We start from the raw sequence: 14,040 nt of genomic DNA, 5'->3' as shown, positions 1-14,040 counted from the left end.
TATAGTGGTCAAGCAAATAAGGTGCAAAGCCTGCGGGTTGAACCATGATATTGATGTTGATTTCAGGGCACACGATCTCATTTTGTCGCGCCCTACACAAAGTCCGCCCCTATTCAGGCTTTGCGTAAGGCTTTCTAGCGAACGAGCAATCCGGCATCATCCCTATTGCCACGTCATAACCCCCAATGCAGTCGATATACGGGAATTATAGCAGGAATGGTGGGAGATGGGCAATTACAGTGTTAACACTGCCTGCACCTCACCACAAGCCAATACATCACCAGTAAGTTGAAAACCAAGCGAGTCATAGATTTTCTTAGCAGCCACATTCTCTGGTTTATATGTTAGCTCTACCACTTTAGCTTCCCCACGCGGGGCTGACCGTGCATACGCAATCGCTTTCTCTACCATCTCTCTGCCGTATCCCTGGCCTTGGTACCGATGGTCAATCATCATTTTGAAAATGCCATAGCTGCTGTATTCGAAATTTCCATCCCCATCGTCATAATACATCGAAATAAATCCGACCATTCGTTCTTCCTTGTATACTGCAAATGTGATAATGATCTGCCCCTCATCCGAGGCTATGTACGCTTCTGCAAGTGCATGCTGATTCGAAGAGATGAATTGCTGCTGATCCGGAGAAACCTTGAGTTCAATACATTCAATAAAATTATCCCAAGAGATTTTTCTGAATTCCATTTCTTTTCCCCCTGCTCGTAGAGTGAATTGTAGATGCTACCCCATACATGCGCTTATATATGTTCATCTCGTATTCCTTTTTTTTATTTTTCCTATCGTACCATTTTATTCAAATAAAGGTAACCGGAGAGATTTAGTTGAACATGAAGGAATATACTTACAGAGAACTGATAGTGTTGATAAAATAAAAACGGTAAAGCCCTATTAGCACCAAATGGGTCTTCCCAATCGGTTGAACTAGATATAGTTCGCGCCAAAAAGGATGTGATCATTTGAAAAATAAAAAGATATTCATTAGCATTTTTACACTGTGTATTCTACTGCTATTCGGTTTTATGAGATGGGACCATCTTGAATCTGAGTCCAGCGCGGACTTCAAGTATAAGTTTGATCGATGGACAGGTCAGAAATGGGTCGAATTCTATCCACCACTAGCCTTCTCCCCCAATAGCATGGAGTTCCCACTCATTTACATCAATGAGATTCTTCCGAATGATATTAATAACTACTTAGCAAAACAAGCTCTTTCTGGAGAACTGGTGAACAAGTGGATTGAGCGAACTCAATATACGGACGGATACTTAGGTGTATTATTGTTGAACATCATCGTAACTGTGTATAGTTGCTTAAAGATATGGATGAAGAAACGTAATACAAGGTGATCTGTTAAAGACTACAAAAAAGAAGCTATCTCCCTGGCCTTCCCCAGTTTGACAGCTTCCTTTTCACGTTACATTCACATAACTTGAAAACAAAAGTTTACACATGCATTCCACTTCTCAATCGTTATTAACGCCATTCCAATTACAGCCTTAAGTCCCTACTCCTTCACGGCCCCGACCACAATTCCACTTACAAAGTAACGTTGCAGGAATGGATACACGAGCAAGATCGGCAGTGCGCTGATGAAAATTTGTGACGCCCGGATGGTCCGTTGGGACAGGTTCGCAATCGCTTGCGGGTCCATCTTGGTCATGTCGCCCTGCACGATAATCGTCTGCATGAATGTCGCCAAAGGCAGCTTCTCCGAATCACGGATGTAGATGATCCCGTCGAAATATGCATTCCAGTGCCCCACCATCATAAACAAGGACACGGTAGCAATAACCGGCACGGACACGGGCAGATAGATTTTGATAAATGACTGGAAATGACCTGCGCCATCGATAAATGCGGCCTCTTCCAAATCTTTCGGCACCGTACGGAAGAAATTCAGCAACAGAATGATGTTGAACACCGCCACCAGCCCCGGCAGAATCAGCGCCCACAGCGTGTTCATCAGACCCAGCTTCAGAATGAGGATATATCCCGGAATAAGCCCCCCACTGAACAGCATCGTGATCACAAAATACCACAAGTAGACATTACGAGCGCGGAACACACGTGTCTCCTTCGACAGAGCATACGCCGCAAGCGTATTGACGATGAGTGCAAGCCCGGTGCCCAGCACCGTCCGCTCCACCGATACCCAGAGCGAGGACAAGAAGTTGGAGTTATCAAACGTCTTGGCGTACGCCTCGAACGTAAATCCAATTGGCCAGAATGTCACGAGCCCTGCATTCGCAGGGGCGGACGAACTGAGTGAAACCATCAGCAAGTGATACAGCGGCAGCAAGCAGAGCACCGAAAGGATGGTCAGAAACACATTGTTGAAGATGCTGAAAATGCGATAAGGTAACGTTTTATGATACATGGTTCATCATCATCCTTTCTTAGAAAATTCGGTATCCGGCAAAACGATACGCCAGTCGGTACGAGATCACGATGAGGATCAGACTGATGACCGATTTGAACAGATTGACCGCCGTTGCAAAGCTGAACTGTCCGCTCAGCAGCCCTTCGCGATACACAAACGTATCGATGATATCCGCTTGCTGATAGATTAATGGGCTGTACAGATTGAAGATTTGGTCAAAGTTGGCGTTCAACACGTTGCCCAGCGCCAGCGTGGCAATAACGATCCCGATGGGGATAAGTGCCGGAATGGTAATATACATCGTCTGTTTCCAGCGCCCCGCCCCATCCACTTCAGCTGCTTCATACAGAGACGGGTTGATGCCCGCCAGTGCAGCAAGGAAGATGATCGTGTTAAAACCGAACTCTTTCCACACATCACTGATAATGACGGTGAACCGGAACCAGTTCCCATCCCCGAGGAAGAAAATCGGTTTGATGCCAAACACCGACACCAGAAACTGATTCAATATGCCCGTCTGTGCCAGAATATCGATCAGAATACCGGACAGCGTTACCCAGGACAAGAAGTGTGGCAGATACACTAATGTCTGGATCGTACGTTTCAACGCCATCTTCCGTACCTCATTAAGCAATAGCGCAAAGATAAACGGAATAATCAAGTTCATGATGATCTTTGAGCAGGCAAAGAATAGTGTGTTCCACGTAATTTGCAGGAAATAATCATTGGTCCACATATACTCGAAATGCTTCAGCCCCACCCACTCCGAACCACTGAAGCCCAGCGCGGGCTTGTAATCCTGAAAGGCCATTAGAATACCTGACATCGGAATATATGAAAAAATAAAGACCATAATGGCCGCTGGCAGCACCATGAAGTGCAATATCCACGGCTGTTTGTAACGTTTTTTCTTCTTTTTTTCCAGCTTGTTGCCCGCATTCGCCTGCGGGAGCCGTTGACCCTCTATTTTAGCCTCCATATGAACCTTCTCCTGTTCCCAAAAAAAGTTTTTGTGTGTCTTGGGCTTCTCTGATATAAATAGTATCAAGCCGTTCCGAGGTCTGACTATATAACATTGTTAGGGTGGATAGGGTTTTGTTAGTTTGATCTATATTGGTGAACTAATCGTGTTATTTACACGAGCCACTTCGAGGACAGAATAACCTTTCAATCGCTGTTATCCCCAGATTTTTTTGATTCCCTTCTTAAAGGGAAAATCCGGGGATAAATGCGACCACGTTGCTTTTCCAGGTTTTTTCTGTCCTCTCCGTTACACGTGTAAATAAAAACGTTCATCAATATAGTTAGATGTGAATGTAGAGGAGACTTTTTATGTATACATGGGAGCGCTTTAACGTTTTTCAAAAAGGAATCCGATCCCGCTTCAGCCTTTTCGCCAAAATCAATCTGTTAATCATCATTTTGTTCATCCCGATTCTGATCATGTACACCTATTCGAACAACGTTACGTACGATGTCGTCAGCAAAGAACTGCAGGTCTCGAACACCAAGCAGCTCACGTTTCTGTCTAGCCAGATCGATTCGCGCATCAATCAGATGATGGATTTCAGCCTGATTCTTTCGCGTGATCCGAATGTGCGTGCCTTCAACGGTCTGAACCTGTGGCAGGATAAGTATGACCAGATGCAGACGCGGTACATCATTCAGGAGAAAATGACGCTGCAGACAGGCGTAACCGATCTCTGGCCTACCCGCTACGCGGTGTACTCCCAGCAGAACAAAGAGGTGATTGCGAACTATACACGCGATACGGGTTATGATGAGGCGTATCTGAAAAAAAACATGAGCGGACAATGGACCTACGGGGATCATTCCACCGATTCGAAAGACGCCATGCAATCCTTTTACTGGTTCTATACGGATTCATTAGCACAACCAGGTATGCTCACAGGCAGCAATCTGGTCATTGAAGCCAGCTTTAGCCATGAGAACATTCAGAATATGCTCGACACGTACAAAGCAGGTGGACAGGGTGACCCATTCTTTTATCACAAAGGCAACACTCCTATTCTAAACCGCACCGCGGACAAGCAGTTATCCGGTGACCTGATCCGTTATCTGGATACTCACTCGCTTGAAGATACAACGCAAGATGTCGTGGAACTGGGCGGCAAAAACTATCTTGTCAGTACCGTCAAATCCACGTATCTGGACTGGCATCTGGTGGATGTCGTGCCGCTGTATCAGATATTGGAGCCGATCTCGCTGAGTCAGAATCTGTTTTATGCCTGTATGATTTTGCTGCTTGTTGTGGGCATATCGGCATCCATCCTTCTGTATCGCAATGTGCAGTACCCCATCCAGAAACTGATCAAAGGTCTGCGCCGCGTGCAGCAAGGCGATTACTCCGTGCGTTTGCACAGCAACAACCAGAATGAGTTTTCATTCTTATTCCACCGTTTCAACGACATGTCTCACCAGATTCAGGACCTGATCGAAAATGTCTTTCAGGAAAAAATACGAGCCAGAGAAGCGACGCTCAAGCAGCTCCAGGCACAGATTAACCCGCATTTTCTATATAACTGTCTCGGTTATATCATCAACATGGCGCAGATGAAGGACGAGCAAGCCGTGGTGTCCATGGCGCATAATCTGAGTGCATACTATCGCTACACCACCCGGATGGAACGGGAAACCTCTTCATTGCAGGAAGAAATCAAGCTGCTCGTTAACTATCTGGATATTCAGAAGCTACGCAACGGCCGTATTGAATATCACATCGATATTCCGGAGCATATGCTTGCCCAGTCGGTTCCACGTTTAATGCTTCAGCCAATGGTTGAGAACTCGGTGATTCATGGGATTGGGAAATCTTATACCTCCGGGGAGATTCGTATTACCGGGGAGAGTGTGAATGGCTTTGGCAAAATCTATATCGATGACGACGGCCCCGGTCTCACGCCGGAGCAGTACGAAGCGTTGAACCAGGAAATGCTGGAGCCATTGCAAGAGGAAGTCGGTTGCGGTCTCTGGAATACGTATCAGCGTATGATTCACACCTTTGGCAACCATTCCTATCTTTTGTTCGGCCCATCTCCACTCGGCGGCTTCCGCACCGAAATCGTCTGGGAAATTCCGAGCGAAGAAGCTGACAAGGAACGTGGGAACGACTCAGGTGGATAGATAAAGACAGATTAACCTAGTATCCGTTACCCTGGACCGCCGCATTTGTTGCTCAACGTCCTCGGGTAACGATTGCATACACTAATGTACGCACTAAAAAACGCCTTCCAACCGCTCATTGTGGCGGCGGTAAAGGCGTTTTTTCCTTCTTCTTGGTATCTTCTTCGTATCCTTTTTGCTATCCTCTTTGCTACACTTTTTGCTATCTTCTTGCTTTCTTTTTTCCATTTGCGACTACGTCTATACTTTCTTGCTTATCCGCTCATCCAACCAACTCACAATATCCGCAGTAACTTCGTCCCGGTTCGTTTCGTTCAGCATCTCATGCCGCCCGCCCGGATACAGCTTGTAGGTCACATTGTCGATGCCCTGCTGTTTATAGGCGTTGTACAACCGGATAATGCCTTTGCCATAGCTGCCTACCGGGTCCTTGTCCCCAGCGAAGATATGAATCGGCAAGTCTTTGCGCACCAGATTCAGATTGTTTTTGATCCCAAGCTTTTTGAGTCCAGTGAAAAAGTCTTCGAAAAATCCAGTCGTAAACACCGTGCCGCAGAACGGATCACGAATATATTTATCCACCTCTTCCGCATCCCGGCTAAGCCAGTCGAACTCAGTGCGGACAGGCTTGAACGCATCGTTGTAGCTGCCGAAGGACAGTTTGTTCATTCGGTGGCTTGGTACACGTCTGCCGCGGCGCCGAATCTCTTCTTTGGTTAACAACGAAGCCACATGAAGGATGAAACGCACATGCAAGGTTGAACCCGACAGGATCACGCCGTCTAATTCTTCGCCATAGAGCATCAGATACCGCTGCGTTACGAAAGAACCCATGCTATGCCCCATCAAAAATAGAGGGAGTTCAGGATACTTCTTCTTAATGATGCCCGTCAGTTTATACAGATCATGCACCATCCACTCGAAGCCATCGCGATCTGCCAGATGACCCAAGTTCTCCACAACCTCTGCCGTTTTGCCATGCCCTCGCTGGTCGTGGATGTACACGATGTATCCATTCCGATTCAGTTCCTGTGCAAAACGCTCATACCGGGCCGCCGTCTCCGCCATCCCGTGACAGATCTGCACCACTCCTTTGACCTGAGTCTCACTTGCAGGTAGCCAGTTATACACATGGATTCGAGTTCCTTCATCCGAATTAAACTTAAAATGATTTGTTGTACTCACATAATCCCCCCGTAATGATACTTTTTCTCTTCTTATTCTTTTCTTCTCTTTCTTTTTCTTCTTCGTCGTTGTCATCTTTTTCTTTATGTATTTCTGTATTTCCTCATCGGCTTCAAGGTTGCCACATGCTGAGTGAACGTTCATACATATTCATCCTACTTCCCTAAGGAGGAATTTAGCAATTGTAATTTCACCCTATATATCGGATTACTATACGTAAATATTGATTATTCAATCTTTTTTTCAAACGCATATGCGCCCGGAACTGTTTCCATAGAGAAGCGGATGGTGGTGTGATATACTGCTTGCAACACATGTCAGCTTAGAAGCGTGTAAACCCTCAAGCAAGGAGACAAAGCAACATGCAAATGATCATCGTAGACGACGAAGCACACTGGGTCGATAACCTGTCCATGACCAAACCCTGGCATACGCTCGGGATCGAACAGGTTCACCGGGCATACTCCGCTCGTGAAGCACTGCAACTCATTGAAACTCACCCTATTGATATCGTGATCTCGGACATTCAGATGCCGGAAATGACAGGCATAGAGCTGATCGAACGCATCCGCATCCGGGACAAAAAAATAAAATGCATCCTCTTATCCGGTTACTCCGAATTCGAATATGCCAAGAAAGCCATCCAGTACGAAGCCGTGGACTACCTGCTCAAACCGCCAACAGATGACGAACTGATTGGCGCCGTGCAGAAAGCCATCGACCAACTAAACAATGAATGGGCGCTTGTTAGCTCCCTGTCGCGAACGCAGTTTACGTTGCGCGAGAATTTGCCGCATTTGCGGGGACGCCTACTTTTGGAAGCCTTACAGGGACATCGGTTCTCCGCCAGCGAATGGGAACGTAAGCTCGACAACTACGACCTGCCCTTCCACACCGGGGATGCCGCGCTGATGCTGGTCCGTATGGATAATGAGTTCAGCCAGTACGACAGTCATGATCAGACCCTGATCGAATATGCCATCATCAACATGGCGGAGGAGATTATGGGCGAGTTTATGCACGTCTGGGGTGTGAAGGAGGAGCACGGGTACGTTGTATTTTTACTGCAATTGAAAGAGGCGAACGGCGATATTGGAAAAGAAACCATTCTGGAGAAGCTGTCCATTCAGCTTCAATCCAAAGTAAAACAGTTTCTGAAAGGCTCCCTCTCCATTGTCATGACCGAGTGGTTCACCTTCCCGGAACAGATCTACGATCGCTTCCGTCAGGCTTCCGCCTATTTCCGCCAGATCGTCGGGGACGAGCGTGAATTCGTCATGCGGGTGACCGATGTCGAAGCACCTGCGGCACAAGGTCCGTTGGACGTGCTGTACACTCCGCCTACCTTCATTCAGCTACTGGAAAGCGGCCAATGGGATGCCGCAGAAGACAAAATCCGTGCCGTCTGCGCCGAACTGGACGAAAAATGGTCGGAATCATGGGAACACTGTATGGAGGCCGGATTCCTCATCACCGCTGCGTTCACGAATCTGGCTCATCGGAACAGGCTTACCCTGGCAGGTCTAATGGGTAGTGAGATCGAGCAACTACAAAGCGGCGAAGTCTTCTCCACCATCGGCAAACTGCGCAAATGGTCGCTCGGCGTACTCGCCAAACTTAAGGAAGGCACGTCCAACGAGGTCAAGGATACCCGGTCAGAATACGTGAAAAAGATTCAGGAGTTTACAGATAAAAACCTGCATCTAGACGTGTCTTTACGTGTGCTTGCAGATCATGTGAACCTGCACCCAACGCATCTGTCCAAAATTTATAAGATCGAGACAGGCGAAGGCATCAGTGAATATATCGCGCGTCTGCGTATGGATCGAGCTTGCCACAAGCTGGTCACGACTACCAAAAAAGTATATGAGATCAGCCTGGAGATCGGCTATATGGACCCGGCGTATTTTATCAAAGTGTTCAAACGGCAATTCGGCGTGACACCCCAAGAGTACCGCGACCAGCATTAATATGAAAAGCAGTTCGCTTTGGATTACGTTACTTATAGATAAGTTAAACTATTCATTTACACGAGAACGGAGAGGACAGAAAAAACCTGTAGAAGCGAAGCGGTCGCCTTTATCACCGGATTTTCCCCTTTAAAAAAGGGAATCAAAAAATCTGGGATAACCGCTACTCTCCAGGTTATTCTGTCATCGGAGTGGATTGTGTAAAATCTTTAGTTCAACTTATATAGATTGCGATAACCAAAGTTTTTACACTTTCACTAAGAGAGTCCTATCGAAACTAACAAACTCATATAGATGCCCTCCTGCTCCTCTTGGTACAGTTACAGTGTAAAGATCATACATCGTAGGGGGATTGAACAATGATCAAATTTAAAACATGGTGGTCCTTGCTCATGGTCATCGCACTCATCACCATCACTGCATGCGGCAGTGGCGAGTCAGCCAGTGAGAAAGGCACGAATGATACACAAGAGGCTGTCGGCTCTGCGGAAGCGGAAGCAGCGTTTGCCAAAGGAAAATACGACCCACCCATCGAATTCAGCTCCGTGCTGATGCCGAAAAAATACGCTCATGGCGATACCAAAGAGAACAACGTACATGACCGTTGGATGCTCGAAACGCTGGGCATGAAGCACAAAGATACGTGGTATCCGGCCACTGACGATCAATACAGACAGAAGCTGCAACTCGCAATTGCGTCTGGCGAGAAGTTGCCTGATTTCGTAACCGTACCAACGAATGCGGTACTGACGAATCAGCTGATCGACTCCGGTCAATTCATCGCCATTGATGAGCTGTTCGAGAAGTATGCAAGCCCGATTCTGAAAGAGCACGCAGCAGCACATCCTGAGCTGTGGTATCCGTTCACCAAGGACGGCAAAAAATACAACATGCCAATCATGGAGTACACGGATAACGACGATACCCTGCTCTGGCTCCGTGAGGACTGGATGGAGAAGCTGAACCTGGAAGCGCCAAAAACCATCGCAGATCTTGAGAACATCATGGACAAATTCAAAAACGAGAACCCGGACGGTCTGTCTCCAGACAAAGTATTCCCGCTGGCCATCTCGCTCAAAAATAACACCAACACCTGGATGGGTGGACTGGACTGGTTGTTCGGTGCATACGGTACAATTGAAGAACAATGGAACAAAGACGCAAACGGTAATCTGGAGTACGGCTCCGTGAACCCGGGTGCGAAACAAGCTCTTGCCAAGCTGGCTGAATGGATGGAAAAAGGCTATATCCACGCTGACTCCGCCCTATGGGACGAAGGTAAATCCGCTGAAAGCTGGACCGCTGGCAAAGCCGGCATCCTGCCTGGCGCAAACTGGGTACCAGACTGGCCTGCTCCAGACCTGCTGAAGAACGTACCTGGCGCGAAATACAAAGCCTACCCTGTTCCGGCTGGTCCAGACGGCAAGATCGGTACGAAATGGCAGAACTCTGGCGTCAACGCAAGTATCATGATCAACAAAGATGCGAAGCACCCGGAAGCGATTTTCCTGTACTACAACTATCTGCTGGATAACCTGGCGAACCCGAAAGCGGGAAGCCCGTACGAGTACGGCTTTGCTAAAGGTTATGACTGGGATGTCGTAGACGGTAAACCGACCAGTGACAAAGAGAAGATCAAAGACTTCTCCAACGAATTCCCGTTCCTGACCGGCCCGGCGCGTATTCCGGATCTGTACATGAAAACACTCGTGAAACTCGCGAACGGCGAGAAGCCTGAAACACCTTACGAGAAACAAATGGCCGAATTCCGTAAACCGGAAAACTGGTACGCTGGTAAAGTCGTGATGTCCCAGATCGACATCCGCAAACAAAACTATTTCACAGGCGCAGCCACACCAACCATGGTATCCAAGTGGAACCTGCTCCGTCAGTCCGAGCTCGAAACCTTCAACAAAATCATCTACGGCAAACTGCCAATCGATGCATTCGATCAATTCGTAGCTAACTGGAAATCCAACGGCGGCGACCAGATCACCCAAGAGGTGAATGATTGGTTCAAGTCGGTGAGTGGGAAATAAGATTTTGTTGTTGGGAAAAGTAAAGCATTAAAACCCGAGCCGAAGCGAGTTATTCACGCTTCGACTCGGGTTTTTAAGTGTAGATCAGGGCCGCTCCCCCATATCTTATGGGTTTGCGTTGTGGATCAAGCCTGTGCATGCTTACCAAGCTAGCTATGTAAGCATGCACGGGCTTTTCACACTGCTAAGTTCGTAAATCAACTAGCGTTAGTCAGATTCATTCCCTCTCTCCGCCAACATCGACTGGCCTAGCAAGGATACCGTTAACTGAATACCATCTCGCAGCCCCTGCATGTACAACCGTTCATTTTCTAGTCCTTTGCTAACAATGTAACGATTCTCCCACTCCGCGTATTCAGGTGTCTGCTCGATTTCCTTACCTGCAAACCAAGCTTCAAACGCTTCGTCGTTTTCCTCACGTACACGACTCAGTTCAGGATCATGCTCGATCCGGGCAGTCACCTCATCCAGCCTTGCCTGAATCGCTCGCTGCATCCACGGTGGAAAATCCATAGCTTCTCCTCCCCTACGCATTATGTACTTCGCTCATTGCCGTACCACTCGACCAAGTTTCGCCTTCGTTTCATTAACTCGTGCCACCAGTTCATCCACCCTCCGGCTCTGTTCCTGAACCGCAGGATTGTCCCATAACGGAATCGCTTGCTTCAAGGATGCCTCACCAAGCTGATTAAGCTTGCGCCGTTCCTCTTCCAATAAGTCAAGCAACCGGCTCATACATGCACCTCTCTGATGGGTCTAAACTGTATAATATCTTCTTAATCACAGATGGTATCTGACTTAATCAATTGTATTTTAAATCCCTACGATTTTAATGCGGATATCGAATTTCAAAAAAATAACCACCGGTTTAAATCTCCGTTGGCTAGAAATAGTATTATCTCCACATACAAGCATACCAACAAAAGTGGTGAGGCGATCAGAAACCAGTCACAGCGGACAACAGCGACTCTAGTCTAATACTTTTTTTCTCCGGACAATGATCAACTAGTTCGATTATATAGTGGGCCATAGTGCAGGATAGCGGCACTTTCAAACGTCCTAAATGCAGAAGTAACTTTATCCTTTGATAACGCTTCATTAGTGTTTTCCAACTCCCACCAGGGATATTCGAGTATGCGTACACTTGCCTTAGGATGATTCCTCCAAATCTGAGGTAGTTGATGATGCTGAGTTTCTATATGCGAAATACGCCGATCGACTTATAATGACATGCCAACATATAGAAAAGCAGTTGTGCTGAAGACGATGTAAATTCCCGTAACATCAATGTCAATACGTTTGAGACAATTATTTAGAGGAAAACTCTCTGGCAGTAAATGTAATGGGAAATGGGGTATAAGCATAAATTATCACTTCTCCAGCATCCAAATTTGGAACATATAAGCTTCATCACATTTGGTGAATATCTAATAATCACATCTTATTCTATTCTTGATTCATCTTGATACACATGTTCAAATCACTCTCAAAATCCAAAACTGACTGATAACGTTTATTCCGTTTATCCATCGCTTTCATGACTATATTTTTGCACATGAATGAAACATGAAATCTTTTTTTTGGAAGCTTATTTGTTAATAAATAAAACAATATAGCCCCTAATGAGTAAATATCGGATAAATAATTAGAGGAAGCAAAATTGTTTAACTGTTCTGGATCAGTAAAATCTTCTTGACCATATCCCCTTTTTGATAATCCAGTAAAAAATGATTTTGATTTTAAGTCCTTTGCCAGTCCAAAATCAGCAATCTTTACTTCTAATCCATTATTTGTTTCAAATATTAATATGTTGTTTGGGGATAGATCCCTATGATATTTTTCTCTCTCATGTAAATACTTTATTCCTGAAATAATCTGCTTAAAGATGTCCATTCGTTGTTCTATCAAAGCTTGCCGGTTATTCTTTATCCATTTTTCCAAAGTACAATTTGCTAAAGGCATAGTAAACCAAAAGGTGGAACTTTTAAGATGAATTTTCTCTACCTCAATTATATTTTTATGCCTAAGCTCATTAGCTAACAACCTAACCTCTCTTTTAAACCGGAGTATATATTCATCCCCATCTTTCCTATAATTCTGTTTAAAGTAACTTCTTGAATTAAGAAGTTTGCAGGCTACAACTTTATGTGATTCAGGATCGAACACCTTGTATACTGTAGCAAATGCCCCACTTCCCTCATCATTTAACAATATTAACTCAAAACGGTGTTTAATATGATCCATCTTTAACATTTCCCGTTTTAATCTAGTTATAGATCTTATTAGTTTTTTTAAAATTAATGTTTGATTTTCCTTTGAATCTACTTTAACTAACTTACTATTTAGCTCATAATATTCTCGCAAAAAAGTGTCTAGACTCTCATTTTCTGGTTCTTCAATAACCTCAACAATCTCTTTTATAGAATCACTTATTTCATTTAAAGATAACAATACGACATCTTGTGAAACCTCTGGTTTTAAAAGCTCATACACTAAGTTGTACAAGTGTTCCACAGGAGAGATAGATATGAGGGGCACATTCAAGGTATTATTGATATCTGAAAGGAGAACTGATTCAAAGTCTTCATTACTTAGACCTGCCGCAAGCAAAATTTCGTTCTTATAGGTAGCTAATACCCTTGACTGGTTCCATATTTGATTGGATAAATGACGTAATGGTATATTGTTTCCACAATCCTTTAAATAAATATAGTATGAAATAGTAAGAATTATTGACTTATATTTCTGAAATGTTTTAATATCGGCAAGTACATTACCTGAATGATCTCTAACTACTGTTTCTTCAAGCCATTGTTGTATATGTGGCGTTAAAGGGTTTTTGACATTTCCAATTAATTCAAGAGCAGACTTTTTTAATTTTTCATGCTCAATTGCAATGTTGGGTTTTTCCTTCATAAAAAATTCCAACGCTCTAGGATCTAGCTTAATCGTTTTGGGTTCCCACTGAATTGCTTTTCGGGGGTTCGAATTCTTGAAAATAATTTGTATTACACCATCTAATAAAAGAATCTCTAGTGCATCACTTAAGTCAATCCAAGGATATTCTTTGATGATTTTTTTAATAAATGGAGTGTACTGCTTCGGCCCTTTTAAGAGTATCTTAATAATAAGACTCATAATACTCTTCTTACCATGTGGCTTACTTAAAGTAGCCTCCACACCGTTAAATTTCCTTCCACTTGCTTGCATCTCAAACGGAAAACGATAATTTTCTTTGTTCACTTTACTTATGACTAGTCCAATGTGCTGCTCATCAATTCTAAACACATGATTTAGGGCCATT

The 14,040-nt window shown here is 45.0% G+C and carries 10 protein-coding genes; 3 read left to right on the top strand and 7 right to left on the bottom strand.

Going from position 1 to position 14,040, the window contains the following annotated elements; genetic code table 11:
- Window positions 1-234: 234 nt before the first annotated feature.
- From ACT89M_RS08105 to ACT89M_RS08095, 3 genes are all read right to left on the bottom strand, one after another.
- A complete protein-coding gene (locus tag ACT89M_RS08105; protein WP_154887149.1) occupies window positions 235-702 on the bottom strand; it encodes a GNAT family N-acetyltransferase in 468 nt (155 codons plus the stop codon).
- Window positions 703-1,522: 820 nt separating this feature from the next.
- Window positions 1,523-2,395: a carbohydrate ABC transporter permease gene (locus ACT89M_RS08100; protein ID WP_090921935.1), complete on the bottom strand. Its 873-nt coding sequence runs from the start codon at window positions 2,393-2,395 to the stop codon at window positions 1,523-1,525.
- 19 nt (window positions 2,396-2,414) lie between these two features.
- Window positions 2,415-3,272: an ABC transporter permease gene (locus ACT89M_RS08095; protein ID WP_186809594.1), complete on the bottom strand. Its 858-nt coding sequence runs from the start codon at window positions 3,270-3,272 to the stop codon at window positions 2,415-2,417.
- Window positions 3,273-3,730: 458 nt separating this feature from the next.
- Here ACT89M_RS08095 and ACT89M_RS08090 point away from each other — a divergent pair, with 458 nt between their 5' ends.
- Entirely contained in the window at window positions 3,731-5,542 is a 1,812-nt protein-coding gene (locus ACT89M_RS08090) for a histidine kinase (protein WP_154982892.1), read from the top strand.
- A 240-nt stretch (window positions 5,543-5,782) separates the two neighbouring features.
- Here ACT89M_RS08090 and ACT89M_RS08085 read toward each other — a convergent pair whose 3' ends face one another.
- A complete protein-coding gene (locus ACT89M_RS08085) occupies window positions 5,783-6,727 on the bottom strand; it encodes a lysophospholipase (RefSeq protein WP_487345184.1) in 945 nt (314 codons plus the stop codon).
- A gap of 362 nt (window positions 6,728-7,089) precedes the next feature.
- On the opposite strand from ACT89M_RS08085, the gene ACT89M_RS08080 reads away from it, so the two are divergent.
- Together ACT89M_RS08080 and ACT89M_RS08075 are read left to right on the top strand one after the other, a co-directional pair.
- Window positions 7,090-8,697 carry a response regulator transcription factor gene (locus tag ACT89M_RS08080; protein WP_487345183.1) on the top strand — a complete coding sequence of 536 codons (1,608 nt, stop codon included), beginning with the start codon at window positions 7,090-7,092 and terminating at the stop codon, window positions 8,695-8,697.
- 359 nt (window positions 8,698-9,056) lie between these two features.
- Window positions 9,057-10,736, top strand: a complete 1,680-nt coding sequence (locus ACT89M_RS08075; RefSeq protein WP_487345182.1) for a type 2 periplasmic-binding domain-containing protein — start codon at window positions 9,057-9,059, stop codon at window positions 10,734-10,736.
- 207 nt (window positions 10,737-10,943) lie between these two features.
- Here ACT89M_RS08075 and ACT89M_RS08070 read toward each other — a convergent pair whose 3' ends face one another.
- The 3 genes from ACT89M_RS08070 to ACT89M_RS08060 form a co-directional block, all read right to left on the bottom strand.
- Complete coding sequence (locus ACT89M_RS08070; protein WP_308722187.1) at window positions 10,944-11,249, bottom strand: hypothetical protein; 306 nt, start codon at window positions 11,247-11,249, stop codon at window positions 10,944-10,946.
- Between the two features lie 33 nt (window positions 11,250-11,282).
- A complete protein-coding gene (locus tag ACT89M_RS08065; protein ID WP_308722188.1) occupies window positions 11,283-11,471 on the bottom strand; it encodes an aspartyl-phosphate phosphatase Spo0E family protein in 189 nt (62 codons plus the stop codon).
- A 711-nt stretch (window positions 11,472-12,182) separates the two neighbouring features.
- Window positions 12,183-14,024: a serine/threonine-protein kinase gene (locus ACT89M_RS08060; protein WP_487345181.1), complete on the bottom strand. Its 1,842-nt coding sequence runs from the start codon at window positions 14,022-14,024 to the stop codon at window positions 12,183-12,185.
- Window positions 14,025-14,040 lie beyond the last annotated feature (16 nt).

The sequence above is a fragment of the Paenibacillus sp. NN59 genome (assembly GCF_057597225.1).
This window is presented reverse-complemented; position numbering and strand designations above follow the sequence as displayed.